Origin of the sequence: Synechococcus sp. UW106 (genome assembly GCF_900474015.1) — a bacterium.
In the GTDB taxonomy this organism is placed as follows: Bacteria; Cyanobacteriota; Cyanobacteriia; order PCC-6307; family Cyanobiaceae; genus Parasynechococcus.
In genome coordinates this window covers 383,764-408,709 of record NZ_UCNV01000008.1, presented here as the reverse complement: position 1 = coordinate 408,709, position 24,946 = coordinate 383,764, and the positions used below count along the sequence as shown (strand labels likewise).

25 protein-coding genes and 1 tRNA gene are annotated in these 24,946 nt (G+C 60.1%); 14 read left to right on the top strand and 12 right to left on the bottom strand.

The features are described from left to right. Positions 1 to 20: 20 nt before the first annotated feature. On the bottom strand, positions 21 to 908 hold the full coding sequence (locus DXY30_RS06930; RefSeq protein ID WP_115093986.1) for an inositol monophosphatase family protein: 888 nt from the start codon (positions 906 to 908) through the stop codon (positions 21 to 23). A 2-nt stretch (positions 909 to 910) separates the two neighbouring features. Next, positions 911 to 1,279, bottom strand: a complete 369-nt coding sequence (locus DXY30_RS06925) for a 2Fe-2S iron-sulfur cluster-binding protein (protein ID WP_115093984.1) — start codon at positions 1,277 to 1,279, stop codon at positions 911 to 913. Positions 1,280 to 1,332: 53 nt separating this feature from the next. Between DXY30_RS06925 and DXY30_RS06920 the strand changes: the two genes are divergently transcribed. Continuing rightward, positions 1,333 to 1,419, top strand: a tRNA-Ser gene (locus DXY30_RS06920). Between the two features lie 135 nt (positions 1,420 to 1,554). Here the strand turns inward: DXY30_RS06920 and pstB are convergent. Genes pstB through pstC form a run of 3 tightly spaced genes read right to left on the bottom strand, consistent with a single transcriptional unit; the run spans position 1,555 to position 4,263 of the window. Continuing rightward, the gene (gene pstB / locus DXY30_RS06915) at positions 1,555 to 2,376 is read right to left on the bottom strand and encodes a phosphate ABC transporter ATP-binding protein PstB (protein ID WP_115093982.1); all 822 of its coding nucleotides are present in this window, start codon (positions 2,374 to 2,376) and stop codon (positions 1,555 to 1,557) included. Positions 2,377 to 2,396: 20 nt separating this feature from the next. Continuing rightward, entirely contained in the window at positions 2,397 to 3,314 is a 918-nt protein-coding gene (gene pstA, locus DXY30_RS06910) for a phosphate ABC transporter permease PstA (protein ID WP_115093981.1), read from the bottom strand. A 1-nt stretch (position 3,315) separates the two neighbouring features. Further along, entirely contained in the window at positions 3,316 to 4,263 is a 948-nt protein-coding gene (gene pstC, locus DXY30_RS06905; protein WP_115093978.1) for a phosphate ABC transporter permease subunit PstC, read from the bottom strand. Positions 4,264 to 4,417: 154 nt separating this feature from the next. On the opposite strand from pstC, the gene dnaK reads away from it, so the two are divergent. Genes dnaK through murQ form a run of 4 tightly spaced genes read left to right on the top strand, consistent with a single transcriptional unit; the run spans position 4,418 to position 8,780 of the window. After that, positions 4,418 to 6,409: a molecular chaperone DnaK gene (gene dnaK / locus DXY30_RS06900; protein ID WP_115093977.1), complete on the top strand. Its 1,992-nt coding sequence runs from the start codon at positions 4,418 to 4,420 to the stop codon at positions 6,407 to 6,409. Then, positions 6,393 to 7,325, top strand: a complete 933-nt coding sequence (locus tag DXY30_RS06895) for a DnaJ domain-containing protein (protein WP_115093975.1) — start codon at positions 6,393 to 6,395, stop codon at positions 7,323 to 7,325. The genes dnaK and DXY30_RS06895 overlap by 17 nt, the downstream gene beginning before the upstream one ends. Before the next feature lie 42 nt (positions 7,326 to 7,367). Continuing rightward, positions 7,368 to 7,826, top strand: coding sequence for a DUF3110 domain-containing protein (locus tag DXY30_RS06890; RefSeq protein ID WP_115093974.1), 459 nt, complete (start codon positions 7,368 to 7,370; stop codon positions 7,824 to 7,826). 3 nt (positions 7,827 to 7,829) lie between these two features. After that, on the top strand, positions 7,830 to 8,780 hold the full coding sequence (murQ, locus tag DXY30_RS06885) for an N-acetylmuramic acid 6-phosphate etherase (RefSeq protein ID WP_115093972.1): 951 nt from the start codon (positions 7,830 to 7,832) through the stop codon (positions 8,778 to 8,780). On the opposite strand, the gene mtnP is transcribed toward murQ, so the two are convergent. Beyond that, positions 8,762 to 9,670 (bottom strand): S-methyl-5'-thioadenosine phosphorylase, encoded by a 909-nt coding sequence (mtnP, locus tag DXY30_RS06880; RefSeq protein WP_115093970.1) that lies wholly within the window; start codon positions 9,668 to 9,670, stop codon positions 8,762 to 8,764. The genes murQ and mtnP overlap by 19 nt on opposite strands. A 40-nt stretch (positions 9,671 to 9,710) precedes the next feature. Between mtnP and DXY30_RS06875 the strand changes: the two genes are divergently transcribed. After that, positions 9,711 to 10,154: a peptidylprolyl isomerase gene (locus DXY30_RS06875; protein WP_115022066.1), complete on the top strand. Its 444-nt coding sequence runs from the start codon at positions 9,711 to 9,713 to the stop codon at positions 10,152 to 10,154. On the opposite strand, the gene ribBA is transcribed toward DXY30_RS06875, so the two are convergent. Beyond that, a complete protein-coding gene (ribBA, locus tag DXY30_RS06870) occupies positions 10,155 to 11,750 on the bottom strand; it encodes a bifunctional 3,4-dihydroxy-2-butanone-4-phosphate synthase/GTP cyclohydrolase II (protein ID WP_170951201.1) in 1,596 nt (531 codons plus the stop codon). A 137-nt stretch (positions 11,751 to 11,887) separates the two neighbouring features. Between ribBA and argC the strand changes: the two genes are divergently transcribed. After that, positions 11,888 to 12,961, top strand: coding sequence for an N-acetyl-gamma-glutamyl-phosphate reductase (gene argC, locus DXY30_RS06865; protein WP_170951200.1), 1,074 nt, complete (start codon positions 11,888 to 11,890; stop codon positions 12,959 to 12,961). On the opposite strand, the gene purN is transcribed toward argC, so the two are convergent. Then, positions 12,952 to 13,512, bottom strand: a complete 561-nt coding sequence (gene purN, locus DXY30_RS06860; RefSeq protein ID WP_371638741.1) for a phosphoribosylglycinamide formyltransferase — start codon at positions 13,510 to 13,512, stop codon at positions 12,952 to 12,954. The two genes, argC and purN, sit on opposite strands and share 10 nt — an antisense overlap. Before the next feature lie 72 nt (positions 13,513 to 13,584). Here purN and DXY30_RS06855 point away from each other — a divergent pair, with 72 nt between their 5' ends. Genes DXY30_RS06855 through DXY30_RS06840 form a run of 4 tightly spaced genes read left to right on the top strand, consistent with a single transcriptional unit; the run spans position 13,585 to position 16,818 of the window. Beyond that, positions 13,585 to 13,935, top strand: a complete 351-nt coding sequence (locus DXY30_RS06855; protein ID WP_115093963.1) for a DUF1257 domain-containing protein — start codon at positions 13,585 to 13,587, stop codon at positions 13,933 to 13,935. A gap of 1 nt (position 13,936) precedes the next feature. Continuing rightward, entirely contained in the window at positions 13,937 to 15,634 is a 1,698-nt protein-coding gene (locus DXY30_RS06850) for a M61 family metallopeptidase (protein ID WP_115093961.1), read from the top strand. Then, positions 15,616 to 16,542 (top strand): N-acetylmuramoyl-L-alanine amidase, encoded by a 927-nt coding sequence (locus DXY30_RS06845; protein WP_115093959.1) that lies wholly within the window; start codon positions 15,616 to 15,618, stop codon positions 16,540 to 16,542. Before DXY30_RS06850 ends, DXY30_RS06845 begins: the two co-directional genes overlap by 19 nt. 36 nt (positions 16,543 to 16,578) lie before the next feature. Continuing rightward, on the top strand, positions 16,579 to 16,818 hold the full coding sequence (locus DXY30_RS06840; protein ID WP_115093957.1) for a TIGR03643 family protein: 240 nt from the start codon (positions 16,579 to 16,581) through the stop codon (positions 16,816 to 16,818). Between the two features lie 17 nt (positions 16,819 to 16,835). Here the strand turns inward: DXY30_RS06840 and DXY30_RS06835 are convergent, their stop codons facing one another. Both DXY30_RS06835 and DXY30_RS06830 read right to left on the bottom strand, forming a co-directional pair. Further along, positions 16,836 to 17,135, bottom strand: coding sequence for a hypothetical protein (locus DXY30_RS06835; RefSeq protein WP_244281307.1), 300 nt, complete (start codon positions 17,133 to 17,135; stop codon positions 16,836 to 16,838). A 161-nt stretch (positions 17,136 to 17,296) separates the two neighbouring features. Beyond that, positions 17,297 to 18,067 (bottom strand): helicase DnaB, encoded by a 771-nt coding sequence (locus tag DXY30_RS06830; RefSeq protein ID WP_115093953.1) that lies wholly within the window; start codon positions 18,065 to 18,067, stop codon positions 17,297 to 17,299. A 115-nt stretch (positions 18,068 to 18,182) separates the two neighbouring features. On the opposite strand from DXY30_RS06830, the gene DXY30_RS06825 reads away from it, so the two are divergent. Next, positions 18,183 to 19,781: a glucose-6-phosphate isomerase gene (locus DXY30_RS06825; protein ID WP_115093951.1), complete on the top strand. Its 1,599-nt coding sequence runs from the start codon at positions 18,183 to 18,185 to the stop codon at positions 19,779 to 19,781. Between the two features lie 12 nt (positions 19,782 to 19,793). Here DXY30_RS06825 and leuS read toward each other — a convergent pair whose 3' ends face one another. Further along, complete coding sequence (gene leuS, locus DXY30_RS06820) at positions 19,794 to 22,403, bottom strand: leucine--tRNA ligase (RefSeq protein WP_170951172.1); 2,610 nt, start codon at positions 22,401 to 22,403, stop codon at positions 19,794 to 19,796. A gap of 46 nt (positions 22,404 to 22,449) precedes the next feature. Further along, positions 22,450 to 22,671: a hypothetical protein gene (locus DXY30_RS06815; RefSeq protein ID WP_115022083.1), complete on the bottom strand. Its 222-nt coding sequence runs from the start codon at positions 22,669 to 22,671 to the stop codon at positions 22,450 to 22,452. A 27-nt stretch (positions 22,672 to 22,698) separates the two neighbouring features. On the opposite strand from DXY30_RS06815, the gene dapF reads away from it, so the two are divergent. Together dapF and DXY30_RS06805 are read left to right on the top strand one after the other, a co-directional pair. Further along, positions 22,699 to 23,781 carry a diaminopimelate epimerase gene (gene dapF, locus DXY30_RS06810; RefSeq protein WP_115093947.1) on the top strand — a complete coding sequence of 361 codons (1,083 nt, stop codon included), beginning with the start codon at positions 22,699 to 22,701 and terminating at the stop codon, positions 23,779 to 23,781. Continuing rightward, on the top strand, positions 23,768 to 24,940 hold the full coding sequence (locus DXY30_RS06805) for a cysteine desulfurase family protein (RefSeq protein WP_115093945.1): 1,173 nt from the start codon (positions 23,768 to 23,770) through the stop codon (positions 24,938 to 24,940). Before dapF ends, DXY30_RS06805 begins: the two co-directional genes overlap by 14 nt. Positions 24,941 to 24,946: the final 6 nt, after the last annotated feature.

The window sequence follows — 24,946 nt, the reverse complement described above, 5'->3', positions numbered from 1 at the left end:
CACGTCCTCGCGGCCACGACTCAGGATCCCATGGCCGTGACCTCCGGGGCACCGAAGGCGGCTCCAGGAAGCGGTTTCACCTGAGACAAGCCATCCCTGATTGCGTGATGCAAGCCAGGACCAGCCGCTACGACTCGGCCGCTGGTGAGATCGAAGGGTTGATTCCCATATCCCGTGACGGTTCCCCCCGCTAGATCCACCAAGGCCACGCCCGCAGCCAGGTCCCAGGGAGACAGGCCCCGTTCCCAGTAGCCGTCCTGGCGGCCAGCGGCCACGAACGCCAGATCAACCGCTGCAGCGCCGCCTCGACGAACGCCATGGGTGCGGTGGGTGAACCAGCAGAACTCGGCGTAGTTGTTGTCGAGACGGGTGTGGCGGTCATAGGCAAACCCGGTAACGAGGAGAGCATCCTCGAGCCGATCACAGCTGCTCACCTGAACTGCCGTGTCGTTGCAGAACGCCCCGATTCCCGGCGCCCCCCAGTACAACTCCTTGAGGAAGGGCACGGCGATGGCACCAAGAATGGGTTGTTGCCCCAGGGTGAGCCCGATCGAGGTGGCAAAGAAGGGATAACCGTGGGCGAAGTTGGTGGTCCCATCCAGGGGGTCAACACACCACCTCAGACCGTCCTGCTGTCCTGTTGCCCCGCTTTCTTCCGCCAGCACCGCGATCTCAGGGGTCTGGTCCGCCAGCATCTCCAAGACGATGCGTTCAGCTGCAACGTCGGCATTGGTGACCAGGTCGCCGATGCGCCCTTTACTTTCGATCGATGACAAGCGTCCGTAATGGCGCATGAGCTCTTGGCCACCGGCATCGGCCGCCGAGCGGGCCACGGCCAGATAACGCTCTAGATCGCCTGGGCTGAGTCCGCCATCGCGGGCGGCACGGCTGCAGATGGACTCCTGCATGGTCACTCTTCTTCGATGGGGATCCGTGTGGTCACGCGTCCTTTCCCAAAGTGGCGCCCGAATTGCAGCTCGTATACCTCGTCTTCGTCTTGGGTTTCTGCTTCGAGAGGAGCGACTGCCCGGGCTACACAGAGCAGGCCGTAACCCTGGGACCTCAGCTCCTGAGAAAGACCCATGGCCTCGCGCTGGTCGAGGGTTCCGCTTTGCACCCGAACGGCACAGGTGGTGCAGCATCCATTTCTGCAGGAGAAGGGAAGTGGGTCTCCTTGCTCTTCGAAGCTCTGCAGGATGTACTCACCCTCTAGGACCTCGTGGGTGATGGTGCGACCCTCCTGGCGCCAGTGAATGGTGATCCTGTGGCTGGGACGCATAAAGCTCTGCCGGCAGTGCCCTGCTACATTCTCACCTGCCCCATTTAGCCGGTGGAGAGCTGGCCGAGTGGTCGAAGGCGCAGCACTGGAAATGCTGTATAGGGGCAACTCTATCGAGGGTTCGAATCCCTCGCTCTCCGCTTCTCCGGTCCGCAAGGTCCGGATTTTTTTTGTCCATCTGAGACGGCGCGTCAGACCAACGCACGGCCGTCAAACCTTGGCGAGGCTGGAGCTTGAGTGTTCCTAACAGCTGCCTTGTTGGTGAGGGGTCGGGATCAGCCGAACCGACCGGAGACATAGTCCTGGGTGGCTTGCTGTTGGGGCGCGTTGAAGATCTTGTCTGTGTCGTTGAATTCCACGAGGTAGCCCACTTTTCCGGTTCCGCCTTCGACGGCTTCGGCGTTGAAGAAAGCCGTCATGTCGCTGACACGGACGGCCTGCTGCATGTTGTGGGTCACGATCACGATGGTGAAGCTCTTCTTGAGCTCATGCATCGTCTCTTCGATCTTCAACGTCGAGATTGGATCCAGGGCTGAACAGGGCTCATCCATCAAGATGATTTCTGGCTGGATGGCGATGGTTCGGGCGATACAAAGACGTTGTTGCTGTCCGCCAGAGAGTGAATAGCCGCTCTCATTGAGTTTGTCTTTGCATTCATCCCAAACTGCTGCCTGCCGTAGTGATTGCTCAACGAGTTCATCCATATTTCCCGTATATCCATTGATGCGCGCGCCAAAGGCAATATTTTCGTAGATGCTTTTCGGGAATGGGTTGGGTTGCTGGAAGACCATCCCGATACGACGCCGCACCTCTACAGGATCAACATTGGATCCGTACAGGTCGGCTCCACCAAACAAGATGCTTCCCTTGAGCGAGCATGAATCGATCAGGTCATTCATCCGGTTCAGGGATCGAAGAACCGTTGACTTTCCGCAGCCTGATGGGCCGATAAAAGCTGTGACCTTGCCGCGAGGAATGTCACAAAAGACATTTTTTACGGCTTCGAAGTTGCCGTAGCTGATGGTGACGTTCTGTAGAGAAAGTGCTGTGTCTTCGCTCTTCGTGCCGGGGTCTTCGACTGGGTTGATGGTGGTCATTGATTTAAGTGAAAAGCGGTTTATTTGGCTGCAAATCGCGCCAGCCATCGAGATAAAAGATTGAGCGTCAAAATCATCATCACCAGCACAAACGAAGCGGCCCAGGCCAATTCGTTGTGAAATTCATAGGGCATGATCGCAAAGTTGTAGATCATCACGGAGAGGGTCGCTATGGGAGCGAAGATGCCCTCAGGGGAGAGCAGATCTGACCAGAAGGGTGAGAAGAGTGCTGTGAAGATCAAGGGAGCCGTTTCCCCTGCGGCTCTTGCGATTCCAAGAACCACCCCTGTCGCGATCGGGGTTAAGGCGGCAGGGAGTGTGATTCGCGTAACTGTGACAAATCTGGATGCCCCAACTCCCAGGGCAGCACGACGAAGGTCATCGGGTACCAGCTTCAGACCTTCGTCGGTCGTTTTAATGACGGTGGGGAGCATCAGCACCGCCAGGGCCATGCCCCCCGCAACGGCGCTGTAGGCATTCCCGAAGAGAATTCGGCTACTTACGATGGTTCCGTAGATGAACACGCCAGCAATGATCGATGGCACACCAGCCAGCACATTGGTGCCGAACCGAATGAATTGAGCGAACCATCCTGAACTGGAGTATTCGGCAAGGAAGATGCCACCGCCGACGCCCACTGGAACGGCAATCAATCCAGCGATGCCTGTCACCACGAGGGTTCCAACAATGGCGTTGGCGATACCGCCTTCCTCCAGTCCCGGTGGTGGTGGAAGTTGCGTCAGTAGGGAAAGATTGATCTGGCTGCCCCCTTGTACAAGCACGTAACCCAAAACCAGGATCAGGGGCAGAACAGCGATCACAGCAAACAATGCCGCCACGAAGGAGAGCAGGCCGCTGCCGATGTTTCTACGCAGAAAATGCTTGTAGCTGAGATCAGGAGCTGACTCTGATTTTGTCTGGGTGAGCGTTTGCGTCATGTCAGTACTTCAGGCTCAAGCGCTTCACAATCCACTGGGCAAAAATATTCACGCACAACGTCAGGATGATCAGCACAAATGCTGCATACATCAGCGATGACACTTGGGAACCATCCGCTTCGCCAAATTGATTCGCGAGCATCGCTGCGATGGTGTTGCCCGGTGCCAATAGCGAAAGGCTGAAATTGTTGGAATTGCCGATGATCATCGTGACGGCCATGGTCTCGCCCATGGCTCGGCCCAGTGCCAGCATCACGCCACCAATGATTCCAGAAATCGCTGCCGGGAGAATCACATTGATGATCGCTCCCCAACGAGTTGTCCCAACGCCATAGGCCGCTTGTCGGAGCTGTGTCGGTACCTGATTTAGGCAATCACGGGAAATAGCCGTGATGATCGGAAGGATCATCACCACCAGAATCAACACGGCTGGGATGGTGCCTGGCCCCATCGGTGGTGTGCTGAAGAGTGGGAACCAATTGAAGAGCTCATAGAGAAGCTCAAGCCCCGGACGGATGAATGGTTCCAGCACAAAGATGGCCCACAGGCCGAGTACTACGGATGGAATTGCGGCAAGAAGTTCCACCATCAGGCCGATCACACTGCGAATCCGGCTGGGGATGATGTTTTCGGTGATGAAAATGGCTGTTCCAACCCCCAAGGGCACAGCGACCAACAGGGCCAGCAGTGATGTAATCAAGGTGCCGTAGATGGCCGCACCGGCGCCGTACTGGTCATCCACCGGGTTCCAATCCGAGGTGATCAGAAATTTCCATCCGTAGCGGGCCATGGATTCGAAGCTTCCTTGGAACACGACGATCAGGATGGAGAACAGAACGATCGCCACCACCGATGCCATGGTGATGGCCAGATTCTTGAAACTGACGTCCACCATTTTTTCGAACGGTGGACGTCTTCGGAGCAGGTATCGGTTGTCCGGGTCGGACATTTACCCAATGGCGCGCCAATACAACGTATGTCCCGATCCTCTTGGCATGATTAAGAACGGCTTAAGCGAGGAGGCTCTGTCTTGCCATTTATCGCGCCTGGGGCTGGAGCAGGTTGGAACCTGCCGTTAGCGTAGAGATCAAGCTTTAAAGGATATGGGGCGGATCGTCGGAATCGATCTGGGGACCACCAATTCGGTTGTCGCTGTGCTGGAGGCGGGTCGTCCCCATGTGATCGCGAATGCCGAGGGCGGACGAACCACCCCATCCGTTGTGGGTTACACCAAGGACCAGGAGCTGCTCGTGGGGCAGCTGGCCCGGCGCCAACTCGTGCTCAGCCCCCGCAATACCTTCTCCAACCTGAAGCGGTTTGTCGGTCGTGACTGGGACGAGTTGGAGGACAGCAGCCTGTCCGTGCCCTACACAGTTCGTGCCAACGACCAGGGTCAGGTTCGCGTCCCCTGCCCGGTGACGGAACGGGAGTATGCGCCTGAAGAGATTGTCGCCAGCATCATCCGCAAACTTGTTGACGATGCTTCTACTTACCTAGGCGAGCCGGTTGAAGCGGCAGTTGTGACTGTTCCGGCCTATTTCAATGATGCGCAGCGTCAGGCCACCCGTGATGCCGGACGGTTGGCGGGCATTTCAGTTGAACGCATTCTCAATGAGCCCACCGCCGCTGCTCTCGCTTACGGATTTGATCGCAGTGCGGTCAAACGTGTGCTCGTGTTTGACCTGGGTGGAGGCACATTTGACGTGTCGCTGCTGCGCATCGCCAATGGCGTCTTTGACGTCAAGGCGACGAACGGTGACACCCAGCTCGGCGGCAACGATTTCGATCAACGCATCGTCAACTGGCTGGCCGATGCGTTTGCTGAGGAACATGCCGTTGATCTGCGGCGGGATCGTCAGGCCCTTCAGCGCTTGACGGAGGCTGCTGAAAAAGCGAAGCAGGAACTCTCCGGTGTGCTGAGCACCCCGATTTCGCTGCCGTTCATTGCTACCGGCAGTGATGGTCCTCTTCACATTGAAACCCGTCTGGACCGTGCCACCTTCGAGGGTCTCTGCCCGGATCTTCTGGATCGTTTGCTCAGTCCGGTCCAAGCGGCACTGCGCGACTCGGGTTGGTCTGCAAACGACATTGATGACGTTGTGCTGGTGGGGGGCGCCACGCGGATGCCCATGGTTCAGCAATTGGTTCGCACCCTTGTGCCCATCGATCCCTGCCAATCGGTGAATCCCGATGAGGTTGTGGCGATCGGTGCTGCCGTTCAAGCGGGGATCCTCACAGGGGAACTCAGGGACCTGTTGCTGAATGACGTCACACCTCTCTCGCTCGGACTGGAGACAATCGGCGGATTGATGAAGGTGCTGATCCCACGCAACACTCCGATCCCGGTGCGCCAGTCAGATGTGTTCAGCACCTCGGAAGCCAACCAATCGTCCGTTGAAATCCATGTCTGGCAGGGGGAGCGCCAGATGGCATCGGACAACAAATCTCTTGGTCGTTTCCGCCTCTCCGGCATTCCACCGGCTCCGAGGGGTGTGCCTCAGGTGCAGGTGGCATTCGATATCGATGCCAATGGCCTACTTCAGGTCAGCGCCACTGACCGCACCACGGGGCGCAAGCAGTCGGTTTCGATTCAGGGCGGTTCGAATCTCAACGAGGAGGATGTGACCGCTCTGTTGGCGGAAGCGGAGGCACGGGCCGATGAGGATCGGCGCAAACGCAATCAAATTGAGCGTCGCAACCGTGCCCAAACGTTGCTTGCTCAGGCGGAACGGCGTCTGCGGGACGCTTCGCTGGAGCTGGGCCCCTACGGCGCTGAACGGCAGCAACGGGCTGTTGAAATGGCCATGCGCGATGTGCAGGACTGCCTCGCCAACGACGACCTCCAGGAGCTGGATCTATGTGTAAGCAGTCTTGAGGAGGCTCTATTCGGTCTGAACCGTCGTCTTTCGGCCGAACGTCAGTCCGATGGCAGTCCGCTGCAGGGGATTCGCAACACCCTCGGTTCCCTAAAGGATGAGTTGTTTGCCGATGATTGGGATGACGACCCCTGGGGCCCCCCCAGTCGTCCGGGTGAACGTGGCCGAGGCTTGAGCCGTCGTGACCCTGCACCTTGGGACGATGACATCTACCGCTGAGCCTGATTACTGGTCTTTGCTGGGGGTTGATCCCGACTGCACAGACCAGCAGCTGAAACGGGCGTTTCGCCGCGAAGCACGCCGTTGGCATCCGGATCTGAACAGCAATGATCCCGTTGCTGAGGAGCGCTTCAAGCTGGTCAACGAGGCCTATGCGGTGCTCAGTGATCCCCGCCGCCGCGATGCTTGGCAACGGGGCGGTGGTACGGGTGCGGGTGTTGCCGATCCCTTCGCGCACGGGTTCCCCGATTTCGAGGACTATCTCGAAGTGATTTTTGGCGGGGCGGGAGGGCGATCAACGACAGAGTCCGACATGGAGCCAGATCCCCCCTTCCGGGGTGATGACGTCAGAAGTGAAACCAGAAGAACTGAACCTCCGGTTTCAGCTCCGCCGCCACCGCCACCCGTGCGTGCTGTGGAGGATCTCGAATCGGTTGTTCATCTCACCGCTGATCAGGCTCTGCAGGGAACCCAGGTGGAACTGACGCTCGACGACGGCACGGTGATCGAGTTGAACACGCCTCCCTTCGCTGGTGATGGCTGGCGACTTCGGCTTGAGGGCGTCGCCCCTGGGGGTCGTGATCATTTCTTGCAGCTCCGTGTTGTGACCGAAGACGGGCTTCGGATCGACGGTCTTCGCGTGCTCTACAAGCTGCTGTTGTTTCCGCCGGATGCTGCCCTTGGCTGCGCTGTGGATGTGCCCACGCTGGATGGACCCGTGACGCTGCAAGTTCCTCCTGGGTCATCGAGCGGACGCTTGCTGCGTCTTCGAGGTCGTGGGCTGCAGCTTGAGAACGAACGGGGGGACCAACTGGTGGAGATTGTTGTGGTGATTCCTTCAGATCTGGGCGATGCGGAACGGGCTCTTTATCGCCGCCTTCAGGAACTGGCGAGCGAATCCGAGCAGGTTGGATGACGATGGGTGAGACTCCGGTCCGATTGATCTGACGTTTTCTCGATGCGCGTCCACGTCCTGCTCTTTGATGCCGGTACGGATAGTGAAGGCATCCACTCGCTTGAAATTGCCGGACGCACTGTGGTTCTTCTGTTTGAGAACCCCGACGATGCCGAGCGTTATGCCGGTCTTCTGGAGGCGCAGGACTTTCCAGTTCCGACGGTGGAGGCCCTGGACCGTGAAGACGTTGATTTGTTCTGTCGTGAGGCCGGCTATGAGGCCCGCGTGATCGAGTCGGGTTTTGTGCCGAGCAATGACGAGGAGCGCCTGTTCATGGCGCCGCCGCAGAGCAACCGCGATGTGAGCAACTGGAAGGACGACGCCAACTCTGACAACCCAATCCCTGACAACGCCGTCCCTGAGCAACACGACGCTGAACCTGCGCGCCAGGGACTGGAGACCGAGCCCGAGTCAAATCCTGAACTCGATGAACTGCGTCGGCGGCTGGAGGGCCTGCTCTGAACCATGGCCCTGTTTGACCCTGATCTCCAGCCCTCCAGCGACCGCGGCCATCTGTTGACCGAGCAGAGCAATCAGCGCAGTTCACGGTTGGATCAACTCGACACCCTTGAGCTCGTCGCCCTGTTTGCGGACGAGGATCGGCGTCCCCAAGAGGCTGTCGCCGCGGCCACTCCTGACCTTGCTCAGGCCGTTGATGCCGTTTCTGAGCGACTTCGTGCCGGCGGTCGTCTTTTCTATCTCGGTGCTGGCACCTCAGGCCGGCTGGGGGTCTTGGATGCCGCGGAGTGCCCACCCACTTTTTGCAGTGATCCCGAACAGGTGCAGGGGGTTCTCGCTGGTGGTTCAGCAGCGCTGTTGCGCAGTTCCGAAGGGCTCGAGGATGTTGAGGATGCCGGACGGGCTGACCTGGAGGAGCGGGGGTTCTGCTCCAAGGACTGTCTTGTGGGGATCGCCGCAGGGGGCACCACTCCATACGTTCGCGGCGGCCTGGCGTTTGCGACAAGCATTGGCGCTCTGGCGATTGCCATGGCCTGTGTTCCGACGGAGCAGGCTCCCCTTCCCTGCGATATCGACATTCGTCTGCTAACCGGCCCTGAGCTGCTGACTGGATCCACGCGGATGAAGGCCGGCACCGCCACAAAACTTGCCTTAAACACGCTGTCGACCGCCGTGATGGTGAAGCTCGGCAAGGTCTATGGGAATCGGATGGTGGATGTAGCCGCAAGCAACAGCAAGTTGGTGGACCGATCGCTGCGGATCCTGAGGGATCTGGCCGGTGTCGAGCGGGAGCGTGGGCTAACGCTGCTTGAGGACGCCGGCGGATCGGTCAAACTCGCTTTGTTGATGGCGGCTGCTGACTTGTCTGTCGACCAGGCATGTGAGCTGCTTCAGCAGCATGACCAGCAGCTTCGCTCGGCACTGGCCTCCTGCGGAGCTCAGCTGATGGAGGCCTGATCGAACGATCCCCAGTAAGGGGAGGTGAACAGATCGAGCTTTGATCGGGTCTCGGCTGGCACCTGTTCCTTGGGCGTGATCAAGGCATTGGCGAGGGCTGTGTGGGCCGTCGAAGCAGGAGGCTTTTGCTTCAGCTGCTGCATCAAACCGCTCAGGATCGGTTCGGTGGCCGAGGCATTGGCCTGCAGGTTGCTAATCACCATCTCCACAGAGACCGCGTCATGGTCTTCATGCCAGCAGTCAAAGTCGGTGACCATGCTCAGGGAGGCATAGGCCAATTCGGCTTCCCTGGCCAGGCGGGCCTCGGTGTGATTGGTCATCCCGATGACTGAACAACCCCAGGAGCGGTAGAGCTTGCTTTCGGCCTGAGTGGAAAAGGCGGGGCCCTCCATGCAGAGATACGTTCCTCCTCGATGCAGCTTTTGACCCTTCGGCAAGCCCTTCTCGGCGGCATCGGCCAGCAGGGCACTTAACTGCGGGCAGAAAGGTTCGGCAAGGCTGACGTGAGCCACACAGCCGTTCCCGAAAAAACTGGATGGCCTTTGACGCGTGCGGTCAATGAACTGATCCGGTACGACCATGTCCCGCGGATGCAAATGGCCCTGGAGTGATCCAACCGCGGAGAGGGAGATCAACCAGCGCACCCCCAGCGACCGCATCGCCCAGATGTTGGCTCGGTAGGGAACTTCACTGGGCAGCAGCTGGTGATGCCGGCCATGGCGGGCCAGGAAGACGGTCTCGACCCCCTCAAGCTCTCCCAATCGCAGTTGATCGGATGGCGCCCCGAAAGGTGTTTGTATCGCACGTTCTTCCACCTGGCTTAAGCCGGGAATCGAATACAGGCCGCTACCGCCGATGACACCAAAGCGGGCTCCCTCGAGATCTGCCATGCCACTACTCTCACTACACTCCAGTTTTGCTCGCGCGATCATGACTAAGGCCTTGATGGACACGGAAGCAGGCCTGATCGAGCTCGAGCTATTTGATGCCGATGCCCCGAACACTGTCGCCAACTTCGTGAAGCTGGTGAAAGACGGCTTTTACGACGGCCTGGCTTTTCACCGGGTGATCCCGGGTTTTATGGCCCAGGGAGGATGCCCCAACAGCCGTGAGGGCGCCCGCGGCATGGCTGGAACCGGAGGTCCCGGTTACCAGATCGATTGCGAGATCAACCCGCAGAAGCACCAGGCCGGAACCCTCGCCATGGCCCATGCCGGCCGCAACACCGGTGGTTCGCAGTTCTACATCTGCCATGAGGCCCAGTCCCACCTCGACGGTGTCCATACAGTGTTTGGCCACACCGGCAACATGGATGTGGTGTTGAAGCTCTCCAACGGCTCCCGGATCAACAAAGTGACGATCCAGGAGGGCTGATCAGCGCCGCGTCCAGTGCAGGAGTGACGGGCCGTTTTCGATCAGTCCGTCACTGCTCATGTCGATCAGCTCATTGAGCTGATGCTCCAACCTCTCAAGATTCTGGGGCGGGTGGAGTGCCATCCGCTCGGTCGGAACCCGCATAAGTCCCACCCGTTCGGTAGCCGCCAGAGCCGCCAGGCTTTGCAGCAGGGGGCTGGCATCTCCACCATCTGGGGACAGTTTCCAGACGAATTGCGGACGGTCCCAGAGCGCCAAGAGACGGGGCTCATGCAGGGCCTCGAGGCTGAAGCCATGGCGATGCGCGATTCCCTCCACTTCCAAGCGAATGGTGGGCCAGCTTTCCGGGCCAACGTTCACCGCCAGCGCCAGAACCACACAAGGACTCTCAGATTCGAAGAGATGTCCGAGCTTCTCTCGCTTGGCCGCTAAGTAGTCGGCGTTATGAACGCCTGGGTCCATCACCAGCGGCACCCGCTCTTCCACCTGAAGGCCATAGCCACCGAGTCCGGCAATCTTGCGCGGGTTGTTTGTGAGCAGGCGCAGCCGATGGATACCCAGGTCAGAGAGAATCTGGGCGCCGACGCCGTAGTTGCGGAGATCCGCTGGGAAGCCGAGGCGTTCATTGGCTTCAACGGTGTCTAAACCTGCTTCCTGAAGGCTGTAGGCCTTCAGTTTGTTGATCAGGCCGATGCCACGTCCTTCCTGCCGCAGGTAGACGACTACACCCTCCCCTTCCGCTTCGATCTGGCGCAATGCCGCCTCCAGCTGGGGCCGGCAGTCACAACGCAGCGAGCCAAAGGCATCACCGGTGAGGCATTCGGAATGCATGCGCACCAGTACTGGCTCACGCAGGGCATTCGGTTCGCCCTTGATCAGAGCAACATGTTCAGAACCATCCAGTTCGTTGCGATAACCCACCGCCTGGAAGGTCCCGAAGCGGCTCGGCATCTGTGCCTGGGCCAGTCGGCGGACAAACCGCTCGTTCTCCAGCCGGTAACGGATCAGGTCAGCAATGCTGATCAGCTTCAGCCCCCACCGATCGGCGTAGCTGCGCAGCTCCGGCAGCCGGGCCATCGAGCCATCGCTGTTTTGGATTTCGCAGATCACCCCCGCAGGGCTGAGGCCTGCCAGCTGTGACAGATCGACGGCGGCTTCAGTGTGGCCAGCGCGCTTCAGCACGCCACCAGGGCGGGCGCGCAAGGGAAAGATGTGCCCGGGTCTGCGCAGTTCAGCCGGCCGAGTGGCCGGATTGAGCGCCACCTGAATTGTGGCGGCGCGGTCTTCGGCGGAGATTCCCGTGGTCACCCCATGCTCAATTCCGGCATCGATGCTCACCGTGAAGGCCGTTTCGTTGGCGTCGGTGTTGCGATCCACCATCAGCGGCAGATCGAGTTCATCCAGCCGTTGTCCCTCCATGGCGAGACAGATCAGGCCGCGCGCCTCGGTGGCCATGAAGTTGATCGCCTCTGGAGTTGCGAACTGGGCTGCGCATATCAAATCACCTTCGTTCTCCCGCTGTTCGTCGTCCACCACGACAATGCACTCACCATTTCGGATCGCCGCGAGGGCATCGCTGATGGCATCAAACGCAATGGGATCGTTCGCGGAGTCAAGGGAACTGGGGTTCAGGAGCCTGGTCGCCGGTTGATGACCTCATTATTGATCTCTGTACGATCAGCCGTTGGTTGGTTGATTCAATGGCAGGCAACAAAGCGTCGGCGGTTGAAGCGATGGCAACGTTGAAGGGCGGACGGGTTGCTGTCATTGGCGCCTCCGGCTATGGCGGCCTGCAGACCATCCGTCTGCTGCAGGGACACCCGGGTCTTTCCGTCAGTTTTCTCGGCGGTGAACGCAGTGCCGGCCAACGCTGGAGTTCTGTTTGTTCCTTCCTGCCCCTGCCGGATGACCCGATGGTGGAATCGGCAGACCCCGATCGGATTGCGGCCTGCTCCGACTTCGCCGTTCTGAGTCTTCCCAACGGCCTGGCATGCCAAATGGCGCCACAACTGTTGGAGCGTGGTGTGCGGGTTGTGGATCTTTCCGCCGACTTCCGCTACCGCTCCCTGGACCAGTGGCTTCAGGTGTATGCCAAGGAGGCCGGATCTCTCAATCGAAAGGATGCCGAGCTCTGCAGCAATGCTGTCTATGGCCTGCCTGAATGGAACGGCCCTGCGATCGCCGAGGCGAAGTTGGTGGCAGCTCCCGGATGTTTCCCCACCGCGAGTTTGCTGCCCTTGCTCCCTTTTCTCAAGCAAGGTCTGATTGAGACGAACGGCATCGTGATTGATGCCAAGACCGGCACCTCCGGTGGTGGACGGGTGCCAAAGGAAGCGATGTTGCTGGCGGAAGCCTCTGAATCCATTGCGCCCTACGGCGTGATCGGTCATCGCCACACCTCAGAGATTGAACAGATGGCGACGGAGGTGGCTGGGCAGGAGGTGCGTCTTCAGTTCACGCCGCACCTCGTGCCGATGGTTCGTGGTCTGCTCTCAACGGTGTACGCCCGACTGCGCGACCCCGGCCTCACCGCTGAGGATTGCACCACCGTTCTGGACGCCATCTATAGGCACCATCCCTGCGTTGAGGTGCTCCCAGTGGGCACCTACCCCGCCACCAAATGGGCGCGGCACACGAATCGCGCCCTGCTGTCAGTTCAGGTGGACACCCGCACGGGCCAGCTGGTGTTGATGAGTGCGATCGACAACCTGATCAAGGGCCAGGCGGGGCAGGGCGTGCAATGCCTGAACCTGATGGCCGGTCTCGCGCCTGAGACGGGTCTGCCTCTGCAGTCGTTCTATCCCTGACGCCAGGTTGGCTTCAGGCCAGCAAGGGCAGCAGGCAAGAGCAGGTGTTCCTGCTCCTGGATCCGTTTGGCAAGCGTGGCGTGGTCATCACCATCGAGAACGGGGACGGCGGCCTGGGCCAAGATCGGGCCGGCATCCAACTCCTCGGTGACCATGTGAACCGTGCAGCCGGTGAGCTTCACCCCTGCTTCTAAGGCCTGCCCCACCGCGTCCATGCCGCGGAAGCTGGGCAACAACGATGGGTGGATGTTGATCAAGCGTTCAGAAAATCCGCTGATTAATACATCGGTGACGATCCGCATCCAACCCGCCATCACCACCAGCTCCACCTTGTCGGCGTGGAAGAGGCGCACCAGTTCGGCGTCCAACTCGCGACGGTCCTTGATCACGCGATGGTCGAGCACCGACACAGGAATCCCGAGACGTTCCGCCCGCTGCTGGGCACCACAGCCCGGATTGTTCACCACCAGCCGTTGAATCCGTGCGTTGAGCTCCCCCGCCTGGATCACCTGGGCCAGGGCCTCGAAGTTGCTGCCGTTTCCGGATGCCATCACCCCCAGCTGCAAGGGGGCCTGGTCAGCTCGAATGTTGTGGCTAGGGTCAGTCAAAGCGGGGTCCGGTCCATGTCCCATCTCTCCATCCTGCCGACTGTCTTTACCGATCTCGAGCGACTTGTGCGTGCCCTGCGTGATGAGGGCTTAAGTGTTGAGCGAACGACCGAATTACAGGGTTTTGCTGACGATTCCCGCACCGTTGATGTGCTTGCTGTTCATGGCGATGCCATGCCCCTCGGCTGGACCCAGCGGGAGGACGGCACGATCGTGATGCATGGCGACATTCAACGGATCAGCCGCCAGCCTGGGCTTGAACAGCGGTTGCAGCGGGTGACGCGTCGCTATGCCCTGCTCCATGCCATGGACCAGGTGCGTTTTGGCGCGATGGGATCGGCCGACCTGATCCTGCAATCCCACTGACGTGCCATATCCGGTTCAGATCAGGCTCGATCTGAGCCATCCCGAAACGCAGACCATCGGTGTGTCCATCCAATGGACACCTCAGACGAGGCGCCAGACCTTTCAGCTTCCTGTGTGGACCCCGGGGTCCTACACGGTGCGCGATCACGCTCAGCACCTTCACAGCCTGGAGCTGCTGGCCAACGGCGAAGAGCTCGCGGTGCGTCGTTTGGCGCCCCACCAGTGGCTCTGTGATCTGCCCGATCTGAGCCCGCTCACGGTCAACTATCAGCTTGAGGCAAGGGATCTGACCGTCCGCACTGGGTTGCTGGATCCTGATTTTGCCTCGCTCTGTCTCGCCGCTGTGGCGATGGATATCGATGGTTGCCGCTGGTCGCCCCACCGCGTTGCGGTGAAGGCTCCGGAGCACTGGAGTGTGCATCTGCCCCTTGAGACCGGTCCTGAGGGGTGGATCGCTACGGATTTCGATGCCCTCGTCGACAGCCCGCTCCATGCCGGTCCCTTTCAGGCGGAACCCTTCACGGTGCAGGGCTGCAGCCATGAGTTGTTGTTAATCGGCGCTCCGCCAATGGGTTGGCCGCCAAACTTTCTAAGCGACATCGAGCGCGTTTGCAGCGCGACCTGTCGCTTGATGGGAACTTCTCCTCCGGCTGGGGATCGCTATCAGTTAGTTCTGCAACTGCTCGACCAGGGCTACGGCGGCCTCGAGCACGATCACAGTGCCGTGCTGCAATTCAGTTGGTCAGCTTTGGCCAAGCCCAAGGGCTACCGGCAGCTGTTGCAGTTGATCGGCCACGAATATCTGCACCAATGGAACGTGCGCCGGCTGCGGCCTGTTGAGCTGCGTCCCTACGACTACGGACAGGCGGTGATCACCGAGGGCCTCTGGTTTGCCGAGGGGATCACCAGTTACTACGACCTGAGCCTGCCCCTGCTGGCGGGGCGTTCGGATCGACCGACGCTGCTCAAGGATCTTGGGGAGGAGCTCTCCAGCGTGTTGATGTCACCCGGATGCTCCGTTCAATCGCTGGCAGCCAGTGCCCGTGAAGCGTGGATCAAGCTCTACAAGGCGACGCCCGCGTCACGGGATACGCAGATCAGCTACTACCGATTGGGTGCCGCGGTGGCCTTCTGCCTGGATGTGCGCTTGCGGCAGCGCGGTCAATCCATGGCTGTCATCCTGCGGGAACTATGGCTAAGGCTTGGCCGTCAGGCCCGCGGTTACAGCCGACACGACATCAAAGCCGCCTTGGCCGAATGGGATGCCGACTTGGCGACCGATCTGGATCAATGGCTGGATCAACCCGAGGCTCTTCCCTTGATCGATTGCGTGGAGGCTCTCGGGCTGCGGATGGATCCAGTTCCGCTCAAGCATCCCGATCATGGACTCACCCTCAAGGATGGAGACGGTGCCGCCTTGATTCAGCGGGTGCGGCGCCAGAGTCCCGGCCAACGGGCTGGGCTTGTGGTGGGCGATGAGTTGCTTGCGATCAATGGCTATCGGGTGCGTCGCGGCAGCGATCTCCCTTCTCTGTTGGAGCAGCAGGACTGCGTGAGCGTCACCTATGCGCGACGCAGTCTCTTGAAGGAGACCCAGTTGTTTCCTGACAAAGGTGTGGACCATTGGTCTTTGGATTGGGATCCTGGGTGCACAACGGAACAACGGCAATTGCGGGATCGATGGTTCGAGATCGTTTAAGTCGTTATTGGAGCGATCTTCGGAGTCGCGTTCAGGAGCATCGGGGTCTCTCGATTACTGCAGCAGCAGCAGGGTCGTTGGCGCTGGGCTTGGTGGGCTGGGTGTTGGTGGATCAGGGTGGGCTGTCCCATGCAGGGGTTCGCCCGTCCCTGATGGAGCTGCTCGACCAGGTGGGGAGGGAACGCGGTCGCCAATTGGAAGAGAACCCGTCCTCCTCGGTGCCTTTACCGCCGAAGTCACGCTCGTGGCGCTCTCCATTGGCTCGACAATGCTCAGATGTCGATACCGCGTTGAGGTCCCGTCTGAACCAGCTCGATGCCCGGTCGAGCTCCTGGCGTGCATTCGTGAAGATCGATCCCACGAATTTCGGTGAGCGCTACGACCAAGACGCGTTCGGTCGTCGGATTGACGCCACTCCCAGGGTGGTGGTGCTGCACGAGACGGTTTATTCACTCGGTTCCGCCTTGAACACCTTCATGACACCCCACCCGCGAGATGAGGATCAGGTGAGCTATCACACACTTGTAGGGCAGGACGGGCGTGTTCTGGATTTGGTGGACCCGTTAAATCGCGCCTATGGCGCCGGTTTTTCAGCTTTTCTGGGTGAGTGGGCGATCACCAATAAGAAGCTCAAGGGCTCTGTGAACAACTTCGCGTTGCACCTAAGCCTGGAAACACCGCCTTCAGGGGCGAACGCCAATGGCACCCATGCCGGCTACACGACCCAGCAATACGACGCGTTGGCTTTGGTGTTGTCGGGTTGGATCCGTTCTTTCAATCTCCCTCCAGCGGCGATCACGACCCATCGCCATGTGGATCTGGGCGGAGAACGGGGTGATCCGCGGAGCTTCGATTGGTCGAAACTTCAGGTGAGGTTGGCGGCTCTTGGCGACCTCTGTGTGACCTGAAGCGTCGTTAGCTTCTTGCTTGCTGTTAGCGCCGCGTTGACAACACTCCCCAGCGACGATCTGGATCGTGTCATCGAAATGGCTTGGGAAGACCGCACTCCCTTCGAGGCAATTGAATTTCAGTTCGGACTCTCCGAGCCTCAAGTGATTGCTGTGATGCGGCAGCACTTGAAATCGTCGTCGTTCAAGCTGTGGCGCAAGCGGGTGAGCGGCCGCAAAACGAAGCATGCTGCGACAAGCCGCTCAGAGCGTTTTCGGGCCAGTTGTCACAAGTAATCAACTCCTGCCTCGTTTCACCGCAGGACGCCTCGCAGGATCCCCTCGACAAGCTCAGCGGGAATGACGCCGGGAGAGAAGTTTGAGGCTGAGTTACGGAGGTTCGGGCCTGAGATCAGCGCTGTAGCCACCGGCCGCATCACTCCCGCAAGAGGGACCCGGTCAGCTCTGGATTGGGGAGGAGTCGTAAAGGCCCTCACGCAGCCATAGAAATCCCTGGCTTCTTTGCACTGGTCAGCCACCTCGGGGGCTACCTGAGCGATTGCTGCTGTTGGGAGAAGCAAGCCAACAGCAAGTGGTAAGAACAGTTTTTTCATCGATCTGCCGTACTGGATCGATGAAAAAACAGACACGGGACTTTCACATCCCCCAAATGGGTGATGGTTGTCGCATCTTTTTCTCCCCTTGTTAAGGGATTGGCGGACTCAGGGATTGGATTGGGGCTCATCCACATCCCAGTTCTTCCCGTGAATGGCCTCTAAACCGTGATGTAGGGGGTGGGTTGGCGGCCGCCGTAAATCAACCCGTGCAGCTCAGGATCTTGCATGTAGCCCAGCACCCGAGAGGGGTAATCCAGCTTTCCGTTGTGGAGATAAGTGAGGGTGGCGATCGCCTTGGCATCCAGATACGAGCGACTCGCCTGCAGCATCAAGCTCTCCGGGAGGCCAAGGGCCAGCTTTAGCCGTTGGAACTTCGCCGCCAAAAAAGTGATGTTCATCTCGGGGTCCAGCAGCTGTTTGCGGGCCCAGGTGATCTCCTCCTTCGTCGGGTTCGCAGGCAGTCGCTTCTGATGGATAAGTTCCGAAACTCCGAGCTGGGCCGGTCCATGGGTCTTCACCAGACCGGAATGGGCGATGAAGGGGAGGCTCTCCCCCGGTTTGGAATGCTGGATCTCGTCGAACAGCACCGCTGTGATCAGCATCGGGTTGACACGATGCGTCTTCGATTCGCGCAGGATGACCGGTTTCAGCTCGCGCAGGCGATCCAACGTTTGCGAACGCAGCGGTTTGAGCTGATCCACGCTGTTTGTGAACAGCTGGGCAAGCTGTGTCTGGGGGCCATGCACACCGAAGCGCCGTTGCAGCAGCTTCAGTTCTTCCGGTGAAAAGTCTGTTGGCTCGAGTCTGTCCTCGACAACCACAGGCACCTGATTCTCGCGATCAGTGACAGGTTGTGCCCACTGTCCGATCAAGCAAAAGCTTGCTGCTGTCGCCAGAAGCGCAGTCGTTAATCGCAGTGGCTCAGCCATGGGGGCTGGAAAACCGGTCAGTGGAAGGTGACATGAAACTAACTGGGGTGTCCTTTTGCGTGGGCATCCCGTCAGATCCTGGATACGTTCAGCAAGACTGCATCGCCCGCCCGGCATGAGCTTCCCGGATTTCAGCGCTTCCGACGCTCAGATTCAATGGCAGCGTTTCTGTGATCTCAGCTGGTACCACGATGATCTTGGGGTCTGGTTGGACATCAGCCGGATGCACGTCAACGCCGCAGACCTGCAGCAGTTGCAGCCGCGGATGGACAAGGCCTTCACCGCGATGCAGGAGCTTGAAGCCGGAGCGATCGCCAATCCGGATGAACAGCGTCAGGTGGGTCACTACTGGCTGCGCACTCCCGAACTTGCTCCAAGCTCAGAACTGCAGCAGCACATCTCCAGGGAAATCGAGTTAATCGCCGCCTTCGGGCGCGATGTGATCAACGGAACGATCAAGGCGCCCAACGGTGAAGCCTTCACCGATGTGCTCTGGATCGGCATTGGCGGCAGCGGTCTGGGTCCGGCATTGATGATTCGAGCTCTGCAGAACCCCGGTCAGGGACTTCCCTTCCATTTCTTCGACAATGTCGACCCCAATGGGATGAGCAACGTCCTGGCGGGTCTTGATGGTCGCTTGGATCGCACGCTGGTGGTGACTGTGAGTAAGTCGGGAGGAACCCCCGAACCGCATATCGGCTTGGAGCAGGCCCGCCATCGGCTTGAAGCGGCTGGAGGCCAGTGGGCTGGTCAGGCTGTCGCTGTGACGATGCTGAACAGCAAGTTGGATCAGCAAGCTCAGTCCGAGGCTTGGCTCAAACGATTCGACATGTTCGATTGGGTCGGTGGCCGCACCAGCATCACCAGTGCCGTCGGCCTGCTGCCTGGGGCCCTGATCGGTTGCGACATCCGCGACTTTCTCGCTGGCGCCTCGCAGATGGATGCCGCTACCCGCGAGGCGGATCTGCGTCGGAATCCGGCTGCCCTGATGGCGGCCTCCTGGTTTGTCGCCGGCGGCGGTCGGGGTCAGCGCGACATGGTCGTTCTGCCTTATCGCGATCGCCTGGAGGTGTTCAGCCGTTACCTCCAGCAGCTGGTGATGGAATCCCTGGGCAAGCGCCTTGATCGCAACGGTGATGTTGTTCACCAAGGCATTGCTGTTTACGGCAACAAGGGATCCACCGATCAGCACGCCTACGTGCAACAACTTCGTGATGGTGTCGACAACTTCTTCGCCACCTTCATCGAGGTTCTGGAGGATGTCAGCGACATACCCTCGATTGGTGGCGAATGCCCCGGCGACTTCCTTGACGGATTCCTGCAGGGCACCCGCTCAGCCCTCACTGAGGGTGGGCGCCAGAGCATGACGATCAGCATGCGCTGCTTTGATGCCCGGCGTCTCGGTGCCTTGATTGCGCTGTTCGAGCGCGCCGTTGGCCTGTATGGCGAACTCGTCAACATCAATGCCTACCACCAGCCCGGCGTTGAGGCAGGCAAAAAAGCAGCGGCGGCGATTCTCGACCTGCAAGGCCGTGTGGAAGCGATCTTGGCCGACGGTGTGGCCCGTTCCGCCGACGAGATCCGCCTGGTCCTCGGGGATGGCACCGATGAATCCATTTTCTGGATCCTGCGTCATCTCACTGGCAACAAGCGGGGTTTCAATGCTCAGGGGGACTGGGGCAAACCAGCTTCTATGCGGTTCAGCAAGAGCTGATTGCGCCTGGTATCAGGGCACCAGGTTGACCAGTTTCCCGGGAACCACAATCACCCGCCGGGGTGCGGCGCCCTCTAACCATTTTTCGGCAACTTCACTGGCTAGGGCGAGCCGTTCTAACTCCTGCTTGTCGGCAGAAGCGGGAACCTGAATCTTGCCCCGCACCTTGCCCTTTACCTGGATCACCAGTTCAACACTGTCTTGAATAAGAGCCGACGGATCGAGGTCTGGCCAGGTTTGGCGATGAACACTTCCGATTCCCCCGAGGCGGCTCCAGAACTCTTCTGCTAGGTGCGGTGCAAAGGGGGCTAAGAGGCGAACCAGGCCGGAGAGGGCCTCCTGTAACACAGGATCACTCAGGGCGGCGACGCCTGTTGCGCTGATGGCATTGGAGAGCTTCATCAGCTCGGAGATCGCCGTATTCAGCTGAATCTCATCGCTGAGATCTTCGCTGACGGCTTCGATGGCGAGATGCAGGGCACGACGCACGGCGCTGTCGGCTTCATGAAGCGAATCCGGCCGTTGCATCGGCTCCATGGAATCGATGCGCGCAGCACCCGCCTCAACAATCCGCCATAGCCGTTGAAGGAAACGGAACTGCCCTTCCACATCGGCGTCATCCCATTCCAGATCTTTCTCCGGAGGAGCCTTGAACAGGATGAACATGCGGGCCGTATCAGCGCCGTAGCGGTCAATCACCGCAGCAGGGTCGACGCCGTTGTACTTCGACTTCGACATCTTTTCGAACAACACCTCCAGCTTGTCGCCGCTGCTGGGGTCGCGGGGATCCTCTGGATCCGCAACATCCGCAGGAGCGATGTACTTGCCGGTTGTCGCATTTCTGTAGGTGATCCCTTGCACCATGCCCTGGGTGAGGAGGCGTTCAAAGGGCTCATTGATGTCAATCAGGCCCCGATCCTTGAGCGCCTTGGTGAAGAAGCGTGCATAGAGCAGGTGCAGGATCGCGTGCTCGATCCCACCCACGTACTGCTTCACCGGCAACCAGCGGTTCACCGCCTCCTTGGTGAAGGGCTTTTCGGTGTTGTGGGGATCCGCAAAACGGAGGAAATACCAGGAGGAACACATAAACGTGTCCATGGTGTCGGTCTCGCGCTTGGCGGGCTTGCCACAGTTGGGGCAGGGCACGTTGACCCAATCGCTCTGCTGACTCAGGGGCGAGCCACCCTTCCCAGAAAGATCAATGCCCCGGGGCAGTTCCACCGGTAGGTCTTCTTTGGGGACAGCTACAGCCCCGCAGTCATCGCAGTGAATAACAGGAATCGGGCAGCCCCAGTAGCGCTGACGGGAGATCAGCCAGTCGCGTAATCGATAGGTGACTTTGCTGCTGGCCCATCCCTGTGCTGCGCCATGGCTGGTGATGGAGGTCTTGGCCTCGGTTGAGGTGATGCCATCGAACTCCCCGGAATGGATCAGTGTTCCGGCATCAGTCCAGGCCTGACCAGCGGCGATCGCCTCCGCAGCCCCCTCTGCATCGATCACCTGCTGAATCGGCAGTTCATTCGATTGGGCAAAGGCGATGTCACGTTGGTCGTGGGCCGGCACGCCCATGACGGCCCCGGTGCCGTATTCGGCGAGCACGTAGTCGGCGATCCAGACCGGAAGAACAGCTCCCGTCAGGGGGTTGACGACGTGACTGCCGATGGGAACACCCCGCTTGGGTCGGTCATCGCTGGTGCGTTCGATCGTGCTGAGCCGCGCCACCTCCCTTTTGAAGGCTTCGACCGTCGCCATCTGCTCAGTGCTTGTCAGGTCGTCGACTAGCTGGTTTTCCGGAGCCAGCACCACGTAGCTCGCCCCGGCGAGGGTGTCGGGCCGGGTGGTGAACACGGTGATCGTCTGGTCCTGGGCCCCTTCAACGCAGAAGGTGATTTCCGCGCCTTCGGAGCGGCCGATCCAGTTGGCCTGCATGGTGCGTACCCGTTCCGGCCAGCCCTGGAGCGCGTCAAGGTCGTTAAGAAGCGGTTCGGCGTAGTCGGTGATGCGTAGGAACCATTGGTTCAGCTGGCGTTGTTCCACCAGGGCCCCGGAGCGCCAGGAGCGGCCGTCGCCATCCACCTGCTCATTGGCCAGAACGGTCTGATCGACGGGGTCCCAGTTGACGGTTGCATTTTTGCGATAGGCCAGGCCCCCTTCGAGCAGCTCAAGAAACAGCCATTGGGTCCAGCGGTAGTAGTCGCTGTGGCAGGTCGCCTGTTCGCGGCTCCAGTCAATCGACAAGCCAAGACGATCCAGTTGCGCCCGCATCTGATCGATGTTTCGGTCGGTCCAGTCCCCAGGATCGACATTCCTCTCGATCGCGGCATTTTCCGCGGGGAGTCCGAAGGCATCCCAGCCCATGGGATGAAGTACAGAGTGTCCCCGCATGCGCTGAACACGGGCGATCACGTCGGTGATGACGTAATTGCGCACATGGCCCATGTGCAAGCTTCCCGATGGGTACGGGAACATCGACAGGGCAAAGAAGCCAGGTTTGTCACTGTTCTCGTCGGTGGCATCCACCCCATCGGTCTTCCAGCTGTCCTGCCAGCGCTGTTCCAGCACTACGGGGTCGTAACGATCGTTCTGCGTACTGGCGTCGACGGCAGGGTTGGCATCGTTCACGGAACCAGCGCTCGGCAAGGTTGCGATCGTGCCACATGCCTGGTGTTCAGCCGAGGGAGCGGATCACAGTGATCTGGCGTCGATTGATCAGCACGGGCCGGCTGGCTGCCATGCGTTCAATGGCCAGAAATTCAGGGTCCTGCCAGATCAGACGCCCCTCGATGGGCTCTTGACCAACCAGCCCGATGCTGAGTGGCAGCTGTTCACGAATCCAGCTCTGCAGCAGCCGAACCCCCGGAAGACTTGGATCAAGTGGAGCTGTCTCCATAGGATTCAGGGGCGATACCGGCCACGCATGCTGCAGTTCAGCAAATATCAGGGACTTGGCAACGACTTCCTGATTGTGGAGGGCCGGCAGGGACAACTGCCCGATGCCATTAGTGATCCCGACCCTTCCTGGGTGCGCCATATCTGCGATCGGCGTTTCGGTGTTGGCGCGGATGGTCTGATCCTGGCGCTTCCACCTCAGGCGGTGGGTGAACTGCGCATGCGGATCATCAATGCTGATGGAAGTGAGGCCGAGATGTGCGGCAACGGCATTCGTTGCCTGGCGCGTTATCTGGCCGATACCGATGGAGATGCGCCAGGCCGAAGTTGGGACATCGAAACCCTCGCGGGAATGATTCGCCCTGAACTCATGGCGGACCGCCAGTTGCGGGTGGATATGGGGCCTCCATTCCTCACGCCTGAAGGCATCCCCACAACACTGATGCCGGAGGACGGTCTGCCCCAGGGGGTGTTGATGCTGGAGGACGATCAACTGAAGGTGGCCGCTGTTGGTATGGGCAACCCTCACGTTGTGATTCCCGTTGAGGATCTCGCCAGCATTCCTTTTGATGCCTGGGGAGCTGCCCTGGAGGTGCATCCAGCGTTCCCGGCCAAAACCAATGTTCATTTCCTTCAGGTTCACAGCCGTGAACGTCTGGAGATCCGGGTATGGGAGCGGGGTGCAGGTCCGACCCTGGCCTGCGGCACTGGTGCCTGCGCCACCCTCGTGGCTGCGGTGTTGCTGGGCCTCGCCGATGACTGTGCCGAGGTTTTACTTCCCGGCGGACCGCTGATGATCGAATGGCGCGATCGAAGTGGTTCGGTGCTGATGACTGGACCGGCGGAGGCAGTGTTTGATGGTGTACTGACGCCAGAGTTGGTTCCTGGTCCGTCTGCCGTGGCTCCCCAGGTCAGTCCCGTTAACCAGGTCAACACCAATTCCTCACCCGCCAAAGAGGTGACGCCTGCAGCGAGTCCAGAGGACGAAGCGGCCGCCCTGGAGCAGGTGCAGAACTTTCTGAACTCCACCTCTCTCGATTCGATGCTCAATCTCGCCAGTGAGTCACTGGAGCAACGCACCAAGGCGCGGTTCGAGCGTGGGACGCCCTGAGCTCTATCTGGATGCTGCTGCCACGACGCCGCCACTGCCGGCGGTGCTCGCGGTGATGCAGCAGCTTCAGCAGTCGGCCTGGGCGAACCCCAGCAGTCTCCATGGAGCAGGGCTGGCAGCAGCGGAGGCCCTCGAACGGGCCCGCTGGTGTACTGCTGATCGTTTTGGTGTCGGCGCTGATCAGCTGATCGTCACCTCTGGGGCGACTGAATCCGTCCATCTCGCCCTTCTCGGCAGTGCCGCGGGTCTTGCTCCCGGCCGTGTGGTGATCTCTGCAGTGGAGCATCCAGCGGTGATCGCTGCGGCTTACCAACTCGAGGCCCAGGGGTGGAGCGTTGCTGAATGGCCTGTCGATGGGCAGGGAGTGGTGCGACTGGACCAACTCGATCAGCTGTTGTCTGCTCCGACGCGGTTGGTGTCCCTGACCGCTGCCCAGGGTGAGGTGGGTGCGCTTCAACCTGTGATCGAGGTTGCCCAGGCCTGCCGCAAGCGCGGCATCGTGATCCACAGCGATGCCACCCAACTCGTCCCGCAGGGCTGTTTCCCGTTCGAGCGGCTCGGGGTCGACTTGTTGACCCTCTCCGCCCACAAGTTCCGTGGTCCCCGGGGCGTGGGCCTGCTGATTCGCGCCCCAGGTGTTGCCCTCTCGCCGCTCCAGGGCGGCGGTGGACAGGAGCATGGTCTGCGCTCCGGTACTGAACCCGTCGCTCTTGTCAGCGGTATGGCAGAAGCTCTGAAGGCGCTTCCAAGCTTTGACCCCGTTACGCATCCCGTTCCCCCTGGCAGCGCAGTGCAGATCCGTCGCCAACGCGATCAACTGCTTGAGCGCCTACTGGAGCTTCCCCAGCTCCGGCTTTGCGGCCCGCCGCTATCAGGCCGTTTGCCCCACCACATCGCGCTTCTGGTGAAGTCGGCCGATGGCATGCCTCTGCCGGGGCGCGACCTCGTGCGGCGGCTTGCAGCTGCGGGAGTGGCCTGCAGCAGTGGCAGCGCCTGCAACAGTGGAAGCAGCTCAGACAGTGCCGCTCTCACGGCCATGGGGATTCCCGAGCCTGAACGGCAGTCAGGGCTGCGCCTGACCCTTGGCCCTTGGCTCTCTGATCAGGAACTCGACGCCGTTCCAGGCCGTTTTGAATCCGTATTGGGGGCTTTTCCCTGACATGCT